The sequence below is a fragment of the Trichocoleus desertorum AS-A10 genome (genome assembly GCF_039962155.1).
Lineage (GTDB): Bacteria > Cyanobacteriota > Cyanobacteriia > FACHB-46 > FACHB-46 > Trichocoleus.
This window is the reverse complement of sequence record NZ_JAMPKN010000013.1, coordinates 17,753-36,969: the sequence shown is the minus strand read 5'-3', so window position 1 is coordinate 36,969 and position 19,217 is coordinate 17,753. Positions and strand designations below refer to the sequence as shown.

Sequence of the window (19,217 nt, the reverse complement as noted above, 5' to 3'; positions counted from 1 at the left end):
CTCAGGCATGGATCAATCACAAATCAGCGCTGAAACTCTAGAGCTTCTCTGCCGCATCACGGGCCAAGAGTTGCAACAGGACGAATTAAATCCCTTGCTAGTGTTTCTGGCGGCTCTGGTCACAGTGTTGCTAGGCGTCATGCTAGTGGATCGGGCGATCGCGGATGCCGAGAAGCAAGAGTTGCAGCAGACGCTCAGCTCGTTTCTGACGTTGGATGACCAAACCCATGAGCTGACACAACAACTGATCGCTGGCGTGCAGCGGCATCAGATTTATATCATTCCGAATGAGCTACTCAAGCTCACGATGCTACTTTCCAAGTCTGAAAAAGTGTTGCTAATCGGCTTGGGCTACAAGATGGCCGCAGCGGATGGTGAAGTAGACTTGCGAGAGAGTATGTATTTACAGGCGATCGCCAGCCGTTTGTCTCTCTCTACTGGTGAGGTGACAGTTTTGGCTAATGGTCATTCGTCTGAATCTGACGACCTAGAAGCCTTAAACACTATTAAAGATTTGCTGCTTCCAGCACAATTTCACCTGCCGCTCTTAGTTGATATTGCGAATCAGTTTTCCAGTAGTCTATCGGTATCTTCGCAGACCTGACTTGTCAGAGTCCGTTCGTGGAATTGCTCTAAAATGGCACCACTGAGCCTAGGCCATTTCTTTCAGATAAGAGATGGCCTAATTGTTTACACTCACGCACAGACTATGCAAGTTGAATGGCAAGTTGCCAAAACCTACGAAGACATCCTGTATCACAAAGCGGATGGCATCGCCAAAATCACTATCAACCGCCCCCACAAGCGCAACGCCTTTCGTCCCAAAACGGTGTTTGAGCTTTATGATGCCTTTGCCAATGCCCGTGAAGATAGCCGTATTGGGGTCGTTCTTTTCACCGGGGCGGGGCCGCATACGGATGGCAAATATGCCTTCTGTGCTGGAGGCGACCAAAGTGTGCGGGGTCAAGGCGGTTATGTAGATGATGAAGGGGTGCCTCGGCTCAACGTCCTCGACTTGCAACGTTTGATTCGCTCTATGCCCAAAGTAGTCATTGCTTTAGTGGCGGGTTACGCGATCGGAGGCGGGCATGTTCTCCACATTCTCTGTGATCTAACCATCGCTGCAGACAATGCTGTTTTTGGTCAAACTGGCCCTAAAGTCGGCAGCTTTGACGGCGGATTTGGCGCTAGCTACTTAGCTCGGTTGGTGGGGCAAAAAAAAGCCCGTGAGATTTGGTATCTCTGCCGTCAATACGATGCAGCTCAGGCATTAGAAATGGGGTTAGTCAACTGTGTGGTGCCTGTGGAGCAGTTGGAAGCAGAGGGCATCCAATGGGCACAGGAGATTCTCGAAAAAAGTCCGATCGCGATTCGTTGCCTCAAAGCTGCCTTTAATGCCGACTGTGACGGCCAAGCGGGCTTACAAGAATTAGCTGGGAATGCCACCTTGCTCTACTACATGACGGAAGAAGGAGCAGAAGGTAAAGAGGCGTTCTTAGAAAAGCGTCAACCTAACTTCCGCCAGTATCCCTGGTTGCCTTGAGCCGAGCCGTGGCCTAACCTCTAAAACTCAACCACTTAAAAAACCGCACTCTTGTTTTAGAGGTGCGGTTTCAAATTTTTATCTGTCATTGTAGCCATTTCACCAAACTTCAATTTCAACTCAGCGAAATGAGGATGCATTTAGCTTCAAGCTCAAATCTAAAAACGAAATTACTTCAGTGTTTTTACAGAGCCGATTTAGAGAAGAGAGGGGATTATTTGGCCAGCGATCGCACTGCTAAATCATCTTTTCTTTCTGAGAAATTAATTGGAGAACAATCCAATGAGATCACATCTCCTAGGATTAATGTACTTTCTGACCAATTCATAATCTCTTCAGACTTCTCCCAAGAGGGCGCAAACGGGGGGATCGCCAGAGAACAAGCTTTCCAACTGCCTCGAACAGGTACATTTAGCTGCTGACAAGAGCCGCCGCGTCGTCCTTCGGGAGTGTAGTACCGACAGTGACGACATGCTGAAGTTTCGAGGTTTATGGTTCTCATAGAAGGATTTTTTAGGAGGTAACCTGTTGTCTTTAATTTTTAAGCTAAAGTTTTTTTGAGAGTCTTGATTTGGGAACCTGCGATCGCTTTTGTACCTGGTTTTCAGCGATTCATGATAAAAAAGGCCTTTTAGATTGTCTTTATAATCCTGTTAAAAACCGGATACATTTACAGTACTTTTGGTTCTAGCTCCACCACACTGATTTCTCTCAAAAATAATTGGGGATCAAGAAAAAAGATAGGCAATTACATTTAAATCAGTTTAGGGCTCGAGCAAAGTCAAGGAACTTGAATTGCTATTTGAGTCTGTAAATTCAGCCATTTGACAGGTGCAACGCCGCATCATAGGACTTAAAGCCTTAGTAATTCGTCTGGGTGGGAACGCCAAAGATAGGAGTGAGTTGGTTGCCCCCTGCTTAGTCATACCCAGATGCAGCACTGAATTCCCAATCTACACAAGCTATAACCGTGACGAATTACCCTCGCCATTGTTGCGCGACACAAAGGGCACAAACAGTCCAGCGCTGCAACTCTCCCGGTGGAGTTGCGCAGTGGCAACGAGGGCAGGCAGGTAAATGCTGCGATCGCTGTTGCACTAACGCTGACCAAGCTTGAAACGCGGTTTGAGGGTCTTTTGGCGCTGCTGCCTGAACGGGAGGTGATTGATTGGGTGCCTGGAAGTTAGCTACATGGCTGGGATGGTCTTGCCAAGGGTTGGCTTCTGGCCCAGAAGTGGCAGCAGAATTTTCTTTCCGGCTGCTGTGCCACTGAGCGGTAGAAAAACGAATATCAGTGAGTTCGATGGTTAACCGAGTGTTGAGCTTTTCTAGAATCCGTTGTCGCTCAAAAATCAAGTTTTGAGCCCAGGCAGGGCTAGAAGTGGCTACCTTTAGCACGCCTCGCTGAATTGCAACTGGTTTTGTTTGGCTGGCAACCGCTAGTCCTACGACTTCTGGCCAATAGGCCAACAAGCGCTTGAACTGCTGTCGCTCTTGCCATCCCCCTTGATTTTCGAAGCTGCCTAAAACATGATGAAGGGATTCAAAAGCCATGCTGCCGATCTCGGTAAAAAATCGTATACCCTTTTCTAAAGGTTCTCTACTTTAGGATCAGAATCAACAGCAGTACTATACGATGCATCTACTGATTCGCCCTCATCCCTAACCCACGTTTATTTAGTTTAGGGTTGATCTGTGTAAGACCCGCTTGCGTCTGAGTGATGATTAAAGCTAGGCTTTGACCGAAACAATTTAGGGCGGATTGCGAAAGTTTATGGCTGTCCTGGATGGCATAGGTTGAGGGACACCCACTTGGAAATTTTGTGGTTAGTCAAGATGGTAGGAATCCTGTAATGAGTCAACGCCCCTCGGTTGAATCCCCAAATCAATCCCAGACAAACCAATCCTTAAATTCGGTGTTGCAAACGGCCTTGGGCAGTTTAGACGTGCACCTAGAAGAGGAATTGGTTCGCTATCGGCGTCAGCGAACAGGTCGCTCTGTGCCACCGCCTCGTGGGCTAGGTCGCCAGCAAGCCCGGAAGACCTTGGATTTAATTTCTGTGGGCGCAGTGGGGGGTAGAACTCAGCCTCAGCCGATGAATTCGGGAGTTGCCACCAGTACTGGTACCGCTACTGCCAGCCCATCCACCACGGCACCAATTGCACCACCTGTTGAACCTAGAGCCTGGTCACCCAGTCAGGAACCGCGCTCTGAATCGTCGTTTAGTTCTGCTCGTAGCCACTCTGCTTCCCAACTAGCAGTGCTACCTCGCGTCTCAGAATCAGAAGCACCAACCGCTGCCTATGCGGAAGCTAATAGTTCTGAAACTAACAGCTTGATCAGCATGGCTGCTACTCAAATGCCGCCAGATGATTACCTGGAGTCGTCCGAGGAACTTTTACGCAGCTTGGCAGAGGAAGAAGCAGAAGCCAGAGTTGAGCGGGGCTTTATGCAAAGCCTACTCACCCCGCTAGGTTTAGGCTCCATGCTGCTGCTTTTGCTGTCTAGCGCCACCTTGGGTTACGTGTTGATGAATCCTTCGGTGCTGCGTCCCATAGGTATAGGGCGATCGCCTAATGCCACGTCATCCACTACAACCACTAACTCTACGAGTGTCACGCCCAATAGTGCAGCAGTGGGCTTGCCTAACTCACCCAATCTGGCCTCGAAAGAATTTGTCGATTTGAACTTGGGTACCTTGAGCACGCTGAAGGCCAATACAGGAGCTGGAAAGGTAAGCGCTACCCCTGGCAAGTCGGTTGCTGTGCCTAAAGTGAAAGCAGTTCCAAGTGCTAACATCGGGCCTGCTGCTGGAAGAACTACTACAACTGCGCCAGCTACCCAAGCTGCGGCTCCTCGCTCTGCGGCTCCCTACGTGGTGCAGCCAGTGGCACCCCCTCTATCGATCGCGCCTCCCCCTCCACCCGCTGCAATTTATAACCAACCTGTTTACAACCCGCCTGCCGCCGAGCCGCCCGTTGAACGATATGCACCTGCTCCAGAGCCTCCGAGAGTAGAGCCTGCCCCTGTAGTGGTTGCTCCAGAGCCTCCAGCTCCGCGATCGCGAGCGGCTGAACCAGAAGCGGAGAGTGCTGCTAGCTCAGCTCCGGCGGGTAACAGTGCCTATGACTATAAGGTGGTGACTGAATACAGTGGTGATGCGACGCTGGAGGAAGCTCAAAAGGCCATTCCGGATGCCTATGTGAAGAACTTCCCAGATGGTGCTCGCATTCAATTGGGAGCCTTTGATGAGGCTGGCAAAGCGGAAGCCTTAGCAGAAGAACTCGAAAAACAAGGGATTCCCGCTAAGGTAGAGCAGCACTAATCTCCTGCTTTCGGCTCGCTTACGAACCGGAAAGGTGCGATACCATGAGGTTAATATTCCGCTGGGGTCGTTGAAACTGCGTTTTTGTAGCTGATGCGTTAGCGGCCCACAAAGCCTGTCGTAGCAACGTGGACGGAGATCGGTATGGGCTTATTGGACCGCATTGGGCGGGTAATTCGAGCCAACATCAACAGCTTAGTTGGGCAAGCAGAAGATCCAGAAAAGATTCTGGAGCAAACGGTCTTGGATATGCAGGAAGACCTGATTCATCTGCGACAAGCTGTAGCTCAAGCGATCGCCACTCAGAAGCGCACGGAACGACAATGTGCCCAAGCCCAATCCACCTCTAACGATTGGTATCAACGAGCGCAACTTGCTTTGCAAAAAGGGGACGATCACTTAGCACGGGAAGCTTTAACCCGTCGTAAGTCTTATCAGGAAACTGCCGAAGCTTTGCGATCGCAGCTAGACCAGCAAAGTGGCATTGTCACCAAGCTGAAGCAAAATATGTTGACCTTGGAAAGCAAGATTTCTGAGGCCAAAACCAAAAAAGACTTGTATATTGCGCGGGCTCGCTCTGCAAAAGCCTCTCAGCAGATTAATGACATGCTAGGTCGCGTCGGGACGGGTAGCGCCATGTCTGCGTTTGAGCGCATGGAAGAAAAGGTACTGCAACTAGAAGCCCAGTCTGAGGCGATCGCAGAACTAGGCACCGATGACCTAGAAAAGAAATTTGCTTCCTTAGAAGGCGGCGACGCCGTAGATGACGAGTTGGCTGCAATGAAAGCTCAACTACTCAGCGGTACAGACAACACTGTCAAACTCCCACCCTCTCAGTCTCAGTCCCAGTCATCCAGCGCTTAATCGATTACAATAGCCACTCTGACGCTTAATCACTTACTAAAGGGTTTTCTATGCCGCCTCGTTGGCCTCGTCAACCAGATCGTCGCGATCCTGCTTATCGCCGTCTGGATGATCGGATGAATTTTGCCATGCACGTAGCAGTTTTTGGTGCGACCAATTCTGGCATGTGGTTTGTGCGCACGCTAGAAGCTGCCACTTGGCCTTGGTCTAAGTGGGTCACGGGAGCGTGGGCTGTAGGACTGCTAGTGCATCTAATTTATATTGCTGCGATCGCAGATTACTCTGGCTACAACCCTCAATTTTCTGCTGGAACTCCTGCCGATTCTAAAAAAACGAGTGCGAAGTCTACCAAACCATAGAGCGAAGTTGTCTGGGCGATCGCTTGATTAGAATGGGGGCAGAATCTGGCTAAATTAGCTGGTTTAGCCCCCATTTTGCATTTAGGAAATCATTATCATGGCAAAAACCAATACAACCGAGCTTTTAGAAGCCCTCGCCGCTGATATTGGCGAAAATGTCTACATGGATATTGCCAAGTGGCACCTCTACTTAAGCGATGCTCACCTCAGCACTCCCTTGGCAGAGCAACTCTATCCTTTGCTGACCTCTAACTCGGTAGACGAAAGTCGAGTGCAACAAGTCCTTAGCAGCATCCCTGTCAAGTTGGGAGGTGGTCGCCGAGAACTACCCCTGATCGATCTGCTGCCGATGCAATGCCAAGTATTGCTGATGGATGTATTGGAGAAATATCAAGACCAACTCTAAAACTAGGCTACCTACCCGAATGCCTAACGACTAAAGTCGCGGCTACAAGAACCAAGACCGTCTGCGCGGTCTGCTTGCTCTCAACCCTTTGCAAAAGTAGTTTTAACCTGCGAAGGCAGGCTTGGTTTCAAAAGCCCCAGGCTAAAGCCTGCGGGAATTTAACCATTCGGACAAGGTACTCAAAAGTAAAGGGCACTCCAGCGTGCCCTTTATTTTTGTCAGCGTCTAATTCGTTAACGTCTCAGTAAGCGCTGGCGAATGCGATCGATAAATAAATCCACTTCTGGCAACCGTAACTGAGTTGCAAATAGGGCAAATACTGCTAAGCCGACTGAACCAGCTGTAGTGAGTTCTAGCAGTTGAGTCATGATGCCTTCGGTACCCAGAAAGTGCTCGCAGGCTCGTAGCGTTGCCCAGGAAGATCCTCCCGCGATCGCGCTACCTAAACTCAGACCTAAAATCGGCCAACCTAGCTCTCGCCAAGGCAAGCCATGTAGACGGCGATGCAGAATCACCAATAGAGCAATACTGGAGGTGACGTTAACCCCAACTGTGGCTAAGACTAGACCAGACGCGCCAAAAGGTTTGATTAACAAGAAGTCCAAGACCGCGTTCAAAAAGATATTAACGATGCTAATTCGGAAGGGAGTGTCTCCGTCTCCTAAAGCGTAGAACACCCGCACCAGAACGTCCCGCGCCAAATACACAAACATGCCAACGCTATAGGCAATCAAGAGAGAAGCTGTAAGGTGGGAGGCGGATTTATCGAAAGCGTAGCGTTCATACACCACCCGCACAATGGGAAACGCCAGCGCAATCATGATGGCACTCAGAGGTAGCATCGCCACCGCAGTCAGCAACAAACCCTGCCGAATCCGTCCTTTCAATTCGGGCCAGTCTGCCGGATCGGTGAGCCGAGAAAACACAGGCATCAAGGGCACCAAAATCATGTTGGAAAGAATGCCCAGAGGCGTGTTAACCAACAACCCCGCGTAACCTAAAGCTGATACTGCCGCTGCCGCTTGGGGCAAAAACGAAGCAAAGAATAGATCCGTCCAGACATTGATTTGCATCATGCCTGAGGAAAAGGTCGCTGGCCCCATAATTTTGATGATTTCTTTGACTTCGGGGCGATGGAAGTCGAAGCGCAGTCTTAGCCCACCCATACCCGCTCTTGCCTGTGCTGGTAATTGCACTAGCCATTGCAAGACACCACCCGCCAAGGTTCCCCAAGCTAATACAATTCCTCCGAGCAGGGCGTACTGGGGGGTAGTAATTTGAGGGCCAAGCTGGAATGCCAAGACGCCAATCCCGATCAGCACAGTCACACTAGAGAACAAAGGGCTGATGGAGGGTAGCCAATATTGATCGGAGGCGTTGAGGGTGCCAAAGCCAATCCCGATCAACCCAGCCAGCAACGCCATCGGAGCCATGATCCGAAACTGCTGGACGGCGATCGCTCTAGTTTGAGTCAATACTTGAAATTGCTCTGGATTCACCCCTTGCGCCTGCGCCACCTCCGGGCTGATGTATAAACCGGGAGCCACCAAATGCATCAGCGGATCGGCAAACACGATTAATCCAATGGTGACCAGTAGGAGTAGCCCCCCCACCAAAGTTGTGATCGTTTCGACGATTGGGGCAACTTCGCTTTGTTTGCGCTTGGAGAGCACACTGACGATCGCACTATGGAAGGGTCCATTGATGCCACCCAACAAAATCAGCAAGAACCCTGGAATCACATAGGCAAAGTTGTAAGCTCCAGCGGCAGGACCCACCCCAAAAGCAGCGGCGATCGCTTGCTGACGCACCAATCCAAATACCTTGCTGATCATCGTGGCCACAGCCACAATCCCAGCAATTCCAGCGAGGGAACGAGAAGGCTTTTTAGTTTCAGACACGAATAGTTACAAATAACGAACGTGCATCCCCTATTTAATCGCGAATCGGCCAGTTTCGCCCGGATCAATCTTATGGAACGCCGCCGTCCCTACTACCGTCCTTATAAGGATGGTTGCAGCGAACAGTTCTAGTAAATGGTTTACAGACTACTCAGCGATTTCGCGTAGTAACTTAGGCCAAAGATTCACTACAAGAACTGATAAAACAAAGTCATACTGAATTCATCTACAGATCTAGCGATCGCATCTCCAAACTTGCAGCCGAACCCAAAGATAACAACTGAGTTCACTCAAGCTTTGGAGATGCGGAACTGTTTCAGGCAGTTCTTCAGGGTGCTTAAGTCATGCCACTATACGGAAACTAAGGCAGAGTTAGCCTATGAGCACCGAGCAATTTTATGCCCAGCTCCCGCGCCTCAAGGAGTTTATCGAGATTACCCAGCCGCACAATTTTGTGGATTTGCCCCACGACTGGCATGTGGTGATTACAGATATTGTGGGTTCGACCCAGGCCATAGAAGCAGGGCGTTATAAAGATGTCAATCTGTTGGGTGCTTGCTCAATTGTGGCTGTGCTCAACGTCGCTAAATCTGCCGAGATTCCCTTTGTCTTTGGGGGTGACAAAGCTTCTATTTTGATTCCCCCCGCTTTGCTGGAGCAGACGAAGCAAGCCCTACTAGCGACGCAACAGGCTGCTAAAACAAGATTTGACTTAGATCTCAGAGTGGGGCTGGTTCCAGTTACCGACGTTTTGGCTGCTGGCTTTGAAATTAAAGTGGCCAAGTTGCAAGTCTCAGAAAACTACAGCCAAGGAATATTTACAGGCGGGGGTCTAACTTGCGCTACTGAGATGGTGAAGCAGGATATCCCGAATAATCCTTATCAGCTAAAACCCTCAACTCAACCACTACAACCTGATTTTTCGGGTCTGGAGTGCCGCTGGCAAGATATTCCTAACCAGCGGGGCGAAGTGCTCAGCATTTTGGTGCTGGCAATGGGTTCCAAAAAAGAGCAATACCTGACCTACCGAACCGTTATTCAAAAAATCCAAGAAATTTTTGGCGAGGATGCAGATTTACATCCGGTTGCTGCCAAGAGTCTTCAGCTTTCGTTTCAGCATTCCAACTTGTTACCGGAAGCAAAAGCACGGGCCACCTCTCAAGCTTGGCTACCCCAACAGATGTACTTGCTGAAGGAAAAGCTAGAAAATTTTCTCGGCCGGTCCTTCATGAAATTTGAGACTAAGGTGGGTGACGTAGATTGGGGTGCTTACAAACAGATCGTCACAGCAGCCACAGATTACCGCAAGTTTGATGACATGCTGCGGATGGTGATTGCGGGCACAGCCGACCAGCGGGAACAACTGAATAGCTATCTAGAAGCTCAATACAAAGCGGGCAAGTTGGTGCACGGAATCCACCTATCCGATCGCGCCCTGATGACCTGCTTAGTGTTTGAACGCAATGGGCAGCAAGTGCATTTTATTGATGGTGCAGACGGGGGGTATGCTCTGGCCGCGAAAGCAATGAAAGCTCGACTCCAGCGCAAAGCAGCAAACTGGTCAGCCTATGTCAAGATGATGAAGTTGCGAAAAGTGAACCAGCGTCAAAGTGGCAGTTCACTCGAATTTCATACAGATGACCGCTTTAATCTACCAGTACCCGACGCTTTACCCCGGCATTCTCCTCAAGCGCTACAAACGCTTCTTCGCAGACATCGAGTTGACCAACGGTGAAGTGATTACGGCTCACTGTCCCAATACAGGGCCGATGAGCTGCATTTCTAAACCAGGTAGCTCGGTGTATGTGTCGCGCAGTGACAGCCCAACACGAAAACTGCCTTACACTTGGGAATTAATTGAGGTGTATGAGCATGAGCCGACTTGGGTGGGGGTCAATACTGCCATGCCCAATCGCATTGTCAAGCTAGTCCTAGAAAAGAAACTCATTCCCGAACTCGGAGACTATAGTGACATTCGATTGGAAGTGGCTTATGGCCAAGAAAAAAGTCGAGTGGATTTTCTGCTCACGGGTGAGAAGTTAGAGCGCCCAATTTATTTGGAAGTGAAGAGTACAACCTGGTGCGAAGGCGATCGCTTGGTGCGCTTCCCAGACACGGTCACAACACGGGGCCAAAAGCATATTCGTGAATTGGCGGCGCTGCTTCCAGAAGTACGACCCGTCATGCTCTACTTCATCAATCGGGGAGACTGTACGCACTTTGCCCCCGGTGACGATCGCGATCCTGCCTACGGCAAGTTGTTGCGGGAAGCAGTTGCTCAAGGGCTAGAAGTGTTGCCTTGCCGCTTTGAAATTACCCCCGAAGGTATTTACTACCTGGGCTTGGCTGAACTGGTGCTGTAACCTCCATCAACCAGCCTCAGCTTTTCCGTAATGGGCAACAACACTTGTGTAGTTAGGCGAACCCCCCTTTCGGGTGAGTTTATGAACTACTTTTCGGTGCTGATTACACTGCTCCGCGATCGCAAAGATTTTATTGATGAGGTGCGTCAGGGAATTCGGCTTAATAGTAAAATCACCTCTTTGCTAATTTCCAGTTCTATTTTGTTTGCCATTTACGGAGCGGTAATTGGTGCTTTTGCTGGACCTTTGCAAGCGCTATCTTCTGCAGTAAAGCTACCAGCGCTCTATCTGATTACCCTAATTATTTGCCTACCAACTCTATACTTTTTTAACATCATCTTTGGCTCCAAACTAACTTTGGGCCAACACTTTGTGGTTTTGTTAGGTTCAGCAGCAATTATTAGCATTTTGCTATTTAGCTTTGCTCCAGTCACCCTCTTTTTCCTAGCGACGATTGATAACTATCAGTTCTTCAAGCTGCTTAATGTCATCATTTTTGGCATTACAGGCTTTTTAGGAATTAATTTTTTGTATCACGGCCTTCAAGCGCTATCGCCTCAAGATTCAGCAGGGCAAGCAACTCGCACACAAATCTTGCAGTCTTGGCTGATTCTTTATGCTTTTGTCGGCAGCCAGTTAGGGTGGACGCTTCGCCCCTTCTTTGGTGCACCGGGAGAACCCTTTGAGTTGTTTCGAGACATGCAAGGAAACTTCTACCTAAACGTAATTCAGTCATTTTTAGAAGTTTTAGGTTTGCGTTGATTTTAGATTTTAGAAGCAATTAGGCTACGTACTACAGGATTGATTTTGGTGGCATAACAATATGAACTACTTCACCGTATTAATTACGTTGCTGCGCGATCGCGAGAACTTTGTCGAGGAGATTCATCACAAAGCTCGCCTCAAAACTAAGATTACGGCTTTACTAATTTCGAGTTCAATTTTTCTGGCGATTTATGGAGGAATTATTGGAGCTTTTGCTAGCCCACTCCAGGTTCTTGCCTCTGCAATCAAGTTACCTGCCCTTTATCTGATTACGCTAATCATTTGTTTGCCAACGCTCTACTTTTTTAATGCCTTTTTTGGCTCCAAACAAAGTATTGGACAGAACTTAGCACTATTACTCACAGCGATTTCTATTACAGCTGTACTGTTGTTTAGTTTTGCTCCTGTGACATTATTTTTCTTGATTACAATTCGCAACTATCAGTTTTTTATTTTATTAAATGTAGTCATTTTTGCCCTCACAGGATTCATCGGCATCTCCTATCTCTATCAAATTATGCGACCTGAATCTGAGCAGCTAGAAATTGCTATGGCTGCTCCAGTTGTAGACAATGTTGAAAGTGATTTTGTTGTAGTAGATGCCGACCAGAAGTTAAGCAAAAAATCTAATAAAGACCTAGACCCAGCAGCCAAAACTCGTACGAATATCCTGCGTTTCTGGTTGGGTCTATATGCGTTTGTCGGTTGCCAACTAGCTTGGACACTACGCCCTTTCTTCGGTGCTCCCGGACAAGCCTTTGAGCTGTTTCGCCCCCGTGAAGGCAACTTTTACCTCAGCGTGATTCAATCACTGCTGGAGATTTTGACGAACTAAAACTACAATTGCTTTTTGCGAGCGCACCATCTAAGCAATTAATCAGGATAAGGGCTATGCCATCATGCAATCTGATCTCAAAGCTTTGAAGATTGGCGAAGGAGAGTTGGAAACTCTAAGTGGTTTAGATGTTAATGATATTTTCGTTGGGGGAATTTTTGGCGGCACGTATCGTCCTTCAGTATGGCGAGACTCGAAAAAACTCTTCTTCTTTTGCCTCACAGAGGTTTCTGTTTTTGTTCTAATCTTAGTTTTTACTCTACCTGTTGGCTTTGTTCTGACTCAAAACTCGACGCAAGTAGGAGGGGAAGTTCAGCAAGCATTACAGTTTTTCGCCATTAACTTGAGTATTGCCTTTATTCTCATGTTGGGCTGGAACTTTTATCTCTGGAGTAAGCAAAAAAGCTTGGTTCCGCTAGCAAAATTGTTAGATGAAGTCGATAAATACAACGAAGTGATTAAAGCAGTAGAAATTATTGATAAATTGGCAGCAATTGGACATTTACCTGCAAATTTAATTAATCGCGATGAGGTTTTGGAAGCACTCCGAGTAACTAGAGAAAGTTTGGTGTGTGCCTTAATGACCGAAAAGATTCTGCGGCAACACAAAAGCTTTATCGCCCGCCGCCAGGAGTTATTTGTCAATATTGAAAATAATCTGCTCACCCTCAGAACCTTGGAAGTCAACAGCCAAGCTAGCGAATATGGCCGACTGCTGAATGAAGCTTTAGAGATTGGGATGAGTGTTTATAAAGAAGTCAAAAAATTGCAGAACTAAGCACCAAAAATATCCAATTGTTCAGTTGGTTGAGTCGTTGAGGATTTGCCGTTTTTCTCTCGACTCGCATTTTCTACTTGGCTTCCTTTGCGTAGTCCGATCGCGATCCGGGAATGTTTTTCAATCTGGCTCATCACCTGTCTAGCCCGCTGAATCACTGAAGCTGGGAGACCTGCCAAGCGTCCTGCTTCAATGCCATAAGAGCGATCGGCTCCTCCTGGTCGCACTTGATGCAGAAAGATAATTTGGTCGGGTAGCTCTTTCACCGTCACCTGATAATTCGCCACATTAGACAGGATAGAAGCGAGTTCATTCAGTTCGTGATAGTGAGTGGCAAAAATGGTGCGGGCGCGAATTTCGGTAGCTAAGTGCTCAGCCACGGCCCAAGCGATCGAGAGACCATCAAAGGTAGCGGTGCCTCGACCAATTTCATCCAATAAAACCAGCGATCGCGGTGTCGCGTGATTAAGAATATTCGCCGTCTCATTCATTTCCACCATAAACGTGGATTGACCTGTGGCTAGATCATCCACCGCTCCCACACGGGTAAAGATGCGATCGCACACACTCAAAGTCGCAGCCTGGGCTGGGACAAAACTCCCCACCTGCGCCATCAGTTGAATTAGCCCAACTTGCCGCAAATAGCAACTTTTGCCACTGGCGTTTGGCCCAGTGAGAATCACTAGATCAGGTGCTGCTTCTGATGCTTCTTGTCCTAACTCGGTTGAATTTGGCACAAAGAAGCCAGCAGGTAGCGATCGCTCCACCACGGGATGGCGACCTTCAACGATAGTGACTTCTCGACCCGCAGCCATTTTAGGACGGCAATAGCCGCGATAAACCGCAATCTCTGCCAATGCAGACAATACATCTGCCGCTGCTACCGCTTTTGCCACCGTGCGGATCAAGTCAGCTTGTTCGCCAACTTGCGATCGCAACCCTAGAAAAATCTCGTATTCCAACCGCTTTTGGTCTTCCTGCGCTGTCAGCATCCTAGCTTCGCGTTCCTTCAGCTCTGGGGTGATGTAGCGTTCCTCATTGGTCAGGGTTTGCTTCCGAATATAGTCTTTCGGCGCTTGCTCTGCCTTGGCGCGGGAGATGCTGATGTAGTAGCCAAAGGTTTTGTTGTAGCTGACCTTCAGCGTCGGAATACCTGTGCGCTCTCTTTCCTGTTGCTCTAAATCTTTCAGCCACTGCACGTCGTCTTCTGACTGCTGACGCATGGTGTCCAATTGTGGCTCCACACCCGGACGAATCAGGTTGCCTTCTGTCAGGTACAGCGGTGGCGAATCAACCAAATGTGCGTGCAGGTTTTCCCCTAACTGCTCCAGAAGCGGGGGGACTGTTTGTAAGGCTTTGAGGTAGGGCGATCGCGCAGTCGCCACCAAGCTGGCCAAGTCTGGTAACTTCTCAAAGGAGTCGGCAAGAGCGACCAAATCCCGTGCATTTGCTGTTCCAGAACCTGCTCGTCCTGCCAGCCGCTCCAAGTCGTAAATTTGACGCAGTAAACGCTGCAAATCTTCTCGTAGAGCGCCGTTCTCGACTAATTCTTGAATCGTGTCTTGGCGAGCTTGAATCCCTTTGATGTCTAGCAAGGGCTGTAGCAACCAGCGCCGCAGCGTGCGACTCCCCATCGCCGTCACTGTCTCATCCAAGGCCCACAACAGAGAGCCATGAAACGTGCCATCACGGACAGTTTGGGTAATTTCTAAATTGCGCCGACTTTGATGATCCAAAATCAAGTAGTCGGTCAGCGTATAGGTGCGGAGGAGTTGCAGCGGAATTTGAGTTTCCTTCTGCGTGTCTTCCAGATACTCCAGCAAGCCCCCCGCCGCCCGAATAGACAAAGGTAGATGCTCACACCCCAAACCTTCCAGCGATCGCACCTTAAATTTCTGCATCAACCGAGGCTTGGCTTCTCCAATCGTGAACGGAGTTTGCGATCGCAGGGTGTAGCAAAACTGCGTTGGCAGGCAATCGGGCAGATGTTCGGAAGTTTCGCCGGGACGCAACAACCCGCCCAAATCAGGTGCATTAGTGGGAAGGAGCACTTCTGAAGGCTGCAAGCGCATCAATTCTTGCGTCAGTTGATCCAGTTCACTCGATTGTGCGGTTGAAAATTCTCCCGTAGAAATATCGGCGTAGGCTAAGCCCCAATGACTACCTGCAATTACGACTGCGGCTAAGAAGTTGTTGCGACGGGCATTTAGCATGCCATCTTCGATCACTGTACCCGGAGTGAGAACGCGGGTGACTTCTCGGCGCACTAACCCCTGAGCTTCTGAAGCATCTTCTACTTGGTCACAAATGGCGATCGCGTAGCCCTTCTCGACCAACTGAGCAGAGTAGCGATCGAGGGCATGGTGAGGAATCCCAGACATCGGCACCCGCCCCACCTCTTTGCCCCCTTCTTTGCTGGTCAGCACCAGTTCCAATTCCCGCGCCACAGCGATCGCATCTTGAAAGAAGCACTCAAAGAAGTCGCCTACTCGATACAGCAGAATGGCATGGGGATATTGGTCTTTCACATCCACATACTGCCGAAACATCGGGGTCAACTCTTCCCGATTTACAGAGCGATGGTCAGCGTAGCGAACGGTGTGCTTGGCTAATCGCTCTGGCAAGCCATTGGTGGGGTCAGGAACAGCAGATGCAGCGGGAGACACGGTCATAAATTCAACAATACGCACTAGCCTTTACTGACTTTAGCGCAAGGGTTTCCCCCTCGTTGTAATTGAAGGGCGATCGCCTTCAACTTGCAGGCCGTACTAGTCGAATCAATTCACCTTGCAAAAATTCTTTGGTCGCGTTGCAATGGACAAAATAATTTCTGAGAGTGCAGTATTGCGATCGTCAACACTGTGTCTTTGCAAATACGACCGAAAAGCTTATGAACTACTTAATACTCACATCAATCTTAAAAAAACAAGTTTATATTGGTCAATTCAGACCCTCTGTTGCTGCTCTTATTCCTGTAGCTCTCTCCGTAATTGCTGCAACAGGCTTGAATATAGTCTATGCAAAACGGTACAAAAATCTTCTAGCTTATTTTGAGAATTTCCACCCTGGAATTTACGAAAGAATTCGCAGGAAACCTGACGTTGGCCCCTTTTATTCCACAGGCTATAACTACGTCAAACCTCTAGCTGAGTTGACTAAACAGCCTGAAATTCAGAACGATCTAAAAGCCAAGAAAATGCTAGCCGACTTCTTAAAGTTTGACCAAAGAACCACATGGATTGGGATAGCAATTGGTATCAGCGGCCTACTAATGTTCTCTGTTATCAGTTTTATGGCGTCATATTAATGCTCTACCCACACAGGCACATAGCGCCAAATGTTGTGCAATTCAGCATCCAACTGCTCATAATTTGGATCTTTTTCACCCACTAATTGCCAAAACGCAGCAGAGTGGTTCATGTGGATGGTGTGGCACAACTCGTGCACAAACACATAGCACACCACCTCTGGGGGTAGAAACAACAGCTTGTAGTTGAGGCTGATCATCTTGTTTTGAGAACAGCTAGCCCAACGAGTTTTTTGGCCCCTGACCGAAGCTTGCTCAAACGGTAACTGAACTTCGTGACTGACCATTCGTAACCAAGGCACTAAATGAGTGCGAGCTTTATGAGCGAGCCATTTGCACAATGCTTTGTGGCAGAAGTCTGCATGGGTAATAGCCCCTCTCACCTGTAATTGCTGTCCTGGCTTTTCCGTTACGACGACGTGAGGATCAGTGGTGGGGACATACTCCACCCGCCAAGTCTCCGCGATCGCCTGTAACACAATCTCAGTCACTCCCTGATCAGCAGCAGTGGGAGTTAAAAACTCTTGCTGCGCTTCAAATTGCCGAGCAATCTTATCAATCCACTTTTGTTTTTTTTGTAAAATTTCGGGAATACGACGGTGATCAAATCCTTTGGGGACAACAACCTCTAAGCCGTGATGGGGCGAGATTTTGAGGTTGACATGCTTCGCTTTATGGCTTTCTCGAACTTTATAGTTGGGTAGATTCGCCAGTTGCGGTTGCAGCGATCGCGACTTCATGAATCTTTGGAACTATGTGGCTCTAGAAACTGTAGCAGAACTGAAGCAAGAGCGTTGCTAGGGATTGCACGGATGTGACAGGAAATCGAGCAAAATTTTCTGGTGGGGCAGGCCAAGCGGACGGACTTGCTGAGCAATTTCAGAGTAGCGATCGCCTCGTTGAATGTCTTCGATGGTAAAGAAATCAAAATCCCAACCCTCACCCAAAACTAGAGCTTCAATTCCAACCGTTAGCGGTCCCTGAAACACATGCCGCACCACCTTATCGTCGGCATAAATGCCAAATTTTGTTAATGCGGGCGGTTGGTAGCCAATTTCTTCCAGTAATTCTCGTTGTATGGCTTCCTCTGGAGCTTCGCCCGGTTCTAAGTGACCCCCAAAAAAGGCCCAGTAGCCAGGGTAGGGAATACCAGGAATGTCATCTCGTAGCTGTAGCAAAAATTGATTGTCTCGATGCAGAATGGCGATCGCGACAGCGCGACGAGCGTCATTGACAGTTCCCGACACTGCCTGGTTTTCCGATGGGGCTGAATTAGTAGTCATGGCGATTATGAATCACGGTAGCAAGCCTATAGCTTGGTTTGCTCCTCAACATACACTTCTCCTAAATCCTGACTCCCGATGGGAATTTGTTGGTAACGGACTTTGCCCTTGACTAATACCGCTTCACCGGATTTAGGCGCTTGCTTCTGCGTCACAATCCAGATGCTGCCCGTTCGGTCTTGAATCTCGTAAGCTTGCTTTTGCACTAAAGGCACTTGCCGTACTACCTTGCCTTGGATGTGGACAACGCGATCCAGTTGTTGCTCTTGCTGCAATGCCTGAATATTTGTCACATCAACATTGGGCCTGAGGATGAGCATTCCAGCCCCTGATTGAGGCAAGGGACTGCAACCTACCACACCCGCCACGAGCAGCAAAGCACTAAGTCGAATTGCCTGGATCTTCCCTAGCATGGTCACATACTCCTAGATGGCCGCGCGATCGCCTAACTAAATGAAGTGAAATTTGAGGTGGACGATTACAGGATGAACCAAATCTGAGACACTAAGAAAGCGAATGACTTCACTGTTCTAGCATCGATACAAATGTTTGGAACAGCTTTAGACTACAGATGTTTCTTAAACCTTGATGCAATCCCACGGCGCTCAACTCATCGACGGTAAAGCTCTCGCCCAAAAAATTCAAGCAGAGCTGGCTCAACAAATTCAGTCGCTTCAGTCTCAGTATGGTCGTCCTCCAGGCTTAGCCGTACTGATGGTAGGCGACAACCCTGCCAGTGCTGCCTATGTGCGAGGCAAAGAAAAAGCTTGCACAAATGTAGGCATGGCTTCTTTTGGCCAGCATTTACCTGCGACTACGACCCAAGCAGAGCTAGAGCAAATCATTCAAGCGCTAAACCATGATGAGCGAGTGGATGGCATTCTGATTCAGTTACCCCTGCCAGAGCATTTGGATGGTGTGGCGCTGCTGAACCAACTCGACCCCGACAAAGATGCCGATGGCTTGCATCCGGTCAACTTGGGTCGCTTAGTTCGGAGTGAGCCAGGGCTTCGCAGTTGCACACCTGCGGGTGTGATGGAGCTGTTGAAAGAATATCAAATTGATCCCAAAGGCAAACATGCCGTAGTAATTGGTCGCAGTATTTTGGTCGGCAAACCAATCGCGCTAATGCTACTCGAAGCCGATGCCACCGTCGCGATCGCCCACTCCAAAACGCCAGATCTCGCTTCAGTGATTCGCAATGCCGATATTGTCATCGCTGCGGTCGGTCGTCCAGAAATGATTACGGCTGACATGGTGAAACCAGGGGCAGTAGTGATTGATGTGGGGATCAACCGCGTCACCGATGCTGAAGGCAAAAGCCGCTTAGTCGGAGATGTCCAGTTTGGCTCGGTTAAGTCTGTTGCCAGTGCCATTACTCCAGTTCCAGGTGGCGTTGGCCCTATGACTGTAGCCATGCTGTTGCAAAATACTGTGTGGAGTTATATCCAACGTCATCAAGGCGTGCAACAAGCCCCGTAGAATGT

Annotated in this window: 20 protein-coding genes; 13 read left to right on the top strand and 7 right to left on the bottom strand. The window is 48.9% G+C overall.

The window, feature by feature from the left end:
- Positions 1-7: 7 nt before the first annotated feature.
- Both NDA01_RS17395 and menB read left to right on the top strand, forming a co-directional pair.
- On the top strand, positions 8-604 hold the full coding sequence (locus tag NDA01_RS17395) for a TerB family tellurite resistance protein (protein WP_348228934.1): 597 nt from the start codon (positions 8-10) through the stop codon (positions 602-604).
- A gap of 105 nt (positions 605-709) precedes the next feature.
- Entirely contained in the window at positions 710-1,543 is an 834-nt protein-coding gene (menB, locus tag NDA01_RS17390; protein WP_190551888.1) for a 1,4-dihydroxy-2-naphthoyl-CoA synthase, read from the top strand.
- 214 nt (positions 1,544-1,757) lie between these two features.
- On the opposite strand, the gene NDA01_RS17385 is transcribed toward menB, so the two are convergent.
- A complete protein-coding gene (locus tag NDA01_RS17385; RefSeq protein WP_190438813.1) occupies positions 1,758-2,045 on the bottom strand; it encodes a hypothetical protein in 288 nt (95 codons plus the stop codon).
- A 476-nt stretch (positions 2,046-2,521) separates the two neighbouring features.
- Positions 2,522-3,097 carry a DciA family protein gene (locus tag NDA01_RS17380; RefSeq protein WP_348228933.1) on the bottom strand — a complete coding sequence of 192 codons (576 nt, stop codon included), beginning with the start codon at positions 3,095-3,097 and terminating at the stop codon, positions 2,522-2,524.
- A 299-nt stretch (positions 3,098-3,396) separates the two neighbouring features.
- On the opposite strand from NDA01_RS17380, the gene NDA01_RS17375 reads away from it, so the two are divergent.
- The 4 genes from NDA01_RS17375 to NDA01_RS17360 all read left to right on the top strand — a co-directional run bounded on the left by NDA01_RS17375 (position 3,397) and on the right by NDA01_RS17360 (position 6,498).
- Complete coding sequence (locus NDA01_RS17375) at positions 3,397-4,869, top strand: hypothetical protein (RefSeq protein ID WP_348228932.1); 1,473 nt, start codon at positions 3,397-3,399, stop codon at positions 4,867-4,869.
- 144 nt (positions 4,870-5,013) lie between these two features.
- Positions 5,014-5,733, top strand: a complete 720-nt coding sequence (locus tag NDA01_RS17370; RefSeq protein WP_348228931.1) for a PspA/IM30 family protein — start codon at positions 5,014-5,016, stop codon at positions 5,731-5,733.
- A 50-nt stretch (positions 5,734-5,783) separates the two neighbouring features.
- On the top strand, positions 5,784-6,092 hold the full coding sequence (locus NDA01_RS17365; protein WP_190438798.1) for a 2TM domain-containing protein: 309 nt from the start codon (positions 5,784-5,786) through the stop codon (positions 6,090-6,092).
- A gap of 97 nt (positions 6,093-6,189) precedes the next feature.
- A complete protein-coding gene (locus tag NDA01_RS17360; protein WP_348228930.1) occupies positions 6,190-6,498 on the top strand; it encodes a DUF3181 family protein in 309 nt (102 codons plus the stop codon).
- 233 nt (positions 6,499-6,731) lie between these two features.
- On the opposite strand, the gene murJ is transcribed toward NDA01_RS17360, so the two are convergent.
- Positions 6,732-8,399: a murein biosynthesis integral membrane protein MurJ gene (gene murJ / locus NDA01_RS17355; protein WP_190558589.1), complete on the bottom strand. Its 1,668-nt coding sequence runs from the start codon at positions 8,397-8,399 to the stop codon at positions 6,732-6,734.
- 379 nt (positions 8,400-8,778) lie between these two features.
- Between murJ and NDA01_RS17350 the strand changes: the two genes are divergently transcribed.
- The 5 genes from NDA01_RS17350 to NDA01_RS17330 all read left to right on the top strand — a co-directional run bounded on the left by NDA01_RS17350 (position 8,779) and on the right by NDA01_RS17330 (position 13,140).
- Positions 8,779-10,134, top strand: a complete 1,356-nt coding sequence (locus tag NDA01_RS17350) for a DUF3095 domain-containing protein (RefSeq protein ID WP_348228929.1) — start codon at positions 8,779-8,781, stop codon at positions 10,132-10,134.
- Complete coding sequence (sfsA, locus tag NDA01_RS17345) at positions 10,037-10,762, top strand: DNA/RNA nuclease SfsA (protein ID WP_348228928.1); 726 nt, start codon at positions 10,037-10,039, stop codon at positions 10,760-10,762. The genes NDA01_RS17350 and sfsA overlap by 98 nt, the downstream gene beginning before the upstream one ends.
- Positions 10,763-10,843: 81 nt before the next feature.
- The gene (locus tag NDA01_RS17340; RefSeq protein ID WP_348228927.1) at positions 10,844-11,524 is read left to right on the top strand and encodes an actin-binding WH2 domain-containing protein; all 681 of its coding nucleotides are present in this window, start codon (positions 10,844-10,846) and stop codon (positions 11,522-11,524) included.
- A gap of 61 nt (positions 11,525-11,585) precedes the next feature.
- Positions 11,586-12,362 carry a hypothetical protein gene (locus NDA01_RS17335; protein ID WP_348228926.1) on the top strand — a complete coding sequence of 259 codons (777 nt, stop codon included), beginning with the start codon at positions 11,586-11,588 and terminating at the stop codon, positions 12,360-12,362.
- Positions 12,363-12,426: 64 nt separating this feature from the next.
- Entirely contained in the window at positions 12,427-13,140 is a 714-nt protein-coding gene (locus NDA01_RS17330; RefSeq protein WP_190551865.1) for a hypothetical protein, read from the top strand.
- Here the strand turns inward: NDA01_RS17330 and mutS are convergent.
- A complete protein-coding gene (gene mutS, locus NDA01_RS17325; RefSeq protein WP_348228925.1) occupies positions 13,137-15,812 on the bottom strand; it encodes a DNA mismatch repair protein MutS in 2,676 nt (891 codons plus the stop codon). The genes NDA01_RS17330 and mutS overlap by 4 nt on opposite strands.
- Before the next feature lie 218 nt (positions 15,813-16,030).
- Between mutS and NDA01_RS17320 the strand changes: the two genes are divergently transcribed.
- Positions 16,031-16,447, top strand: a complete 417-nt coding sequence (locus NDA01_RS17320; protein ID WP_348228924.1) for a hypothetical protein — start codon at positions 16,031-16,033, stop codon at positions 16,445-16,447.
- On the opposite strand, the gene NDA01_RS17315 is transcribed toward NDA01_RS17320, so the two are convergent.
- The 3 genes from NDA01_RS17315 to NDA01_RS17305 are packed head-to-tail and all read right to left on the bottom strand — an operon-like array spanning position 16,444 to position 18,143.
- Entirely contained in the window at positions 16,444-17,187 is a 744-nt protein-coding gene (locus NDA01_RS17315) for a M48 family metallopeptidase (RefSeq protein WP_348228923.1), read from the bottom strand. The genes NDA01_RS17320 and NDA01_RS17315 overlap by 4 nt on opposite strands.
- 57 nt (positions 17,188-17,244) lie before the next feature.
- A complete protein-coding gene (locus NDA01_RS17310; RefSeq protein WP_348228922.1) occupies positions 17,245-17,730 on the bottom strand; it encodes an NUDIX hydrolase in 486 nt (161 codons plus the stop codon).
- 26 nt (positions 17,731-17,756) lie between these two features.
- Positions 17,757-18,143, bottom strand: a complete 387-nt coding sequence (locus NDA01_RS17305; protein WP_348228921.1) for a hypothetical protein — start codon at positions 18,141-18,143, stop codon at positions 17,757-17,759.
- Between the two features lie 175 nt (positions 18,144-18,318).
- Between NDA01_RS17305 and folD the strand changes: the two genes are divergently transcribed.
- Positions 18,319-19,212 (top strand): bifunctional methylenetetrahydrofolate dehydrogenase/methenyltetrahydrofolate cyclohydrolase FolD, encoded by an 894-nt coding sequence (gene folD / locus NDA01_RS17300; protein WP_348228920.1) that lies wholly within the window; start codon positions 18,319-18,321, stop codon positions 19,210-19,212.
- Positions 19,213-19,217: the final 5 nt, after the last annotated feature.